Here is a 736-nt window from a genome sequence, read left to right as displayed (position 1 = left end):
GTCCTTGGACGTGACCACAGCCTCGGCTATCTGCCCGTCGCCGGTGTAGGCGAAAACAGTGGTGTTGCCGAGCTGGTCGGTCTGGGACGCCAGGCGCCCTGCCGGATCGTAGGCGTTGCGCACACCGGTGCGGGTGTCGGCGTTCTGGCCGGGCGCGCCCTGGGCCAGGGTTTTGGACGTGGCCCGTCCGGCGAGGTCGCGGGTGAGGGCTGCGGTGAACTCCTGCCCCGGATACACATCCGGTGCGGCCGGGCTCAGCACCGTGCTCTGCGGGATGCCGCCCGTGCCGTAGGAGGGCACAGCGGTGACCTCGCCGCTGGTTGAGGTCAGGGTCCGGCCCAGCGCGTCAGCCCGGGCGGCAGAGCTGGTGGCGGGGGTGCCGTCGGCGAAGACGACCTTCGCCGAGGTGGTCCGGTCCGCAGTGTCGGTGTCCTGCACGGACACGGCCCGGGCCTCGCCCAGGCCGGCATCCTCCTGGTCTGTGCCCAGGACGCCCTGCGCGACGGCTTCCGCGACGACATCGGTGGCGGTTTTGACGGTGGTGCCGTCGGGGCGGGTGGTGCTGCTGGTGTGGCCCCACGGGTCGGTGGAGGCAACGGTTCTGCGGCCGGCCTGGTCGGTGGTGGTGACCTTGTACTCGGCCCACTGGGAGTAGTCGGCTGCGGCCAGCACCCGCGCGCCGTCGGCGTCGGGCTCTTTGGCGTAGGCGCCGTCGCGGTAGTTGTCCGCGGTCCGC

Annotated in this window: 1 protein-coding gene; it reads right to left on the bottom strand. The window is 72.3% G+C overall.

Features of this window, described 5'->3' with window-relative positions:
* On the bottom strand, positions 1–736 hold a 736-nt coding region (locus IF89_RS39460; protein WP_043194908.1), incomplete at both ends, for a hypothetical protein.

The sequence above is a fragment of the Streptomyces sp. NRRL F-2664 genome, from assembly GCF_000719345.1.
In the GTDB taxonomy this organism is placed as follows: Bacteria; Actinomycetota; Actinomycetes; order Streptomycetales; family Streptomycetaceae; genus Streptomyces.
The sequence above is the reverse complement of the archived record's forward strand: the minus strand, read 5'-3'. Positions and strand labels throughout refer to the sequence as shown.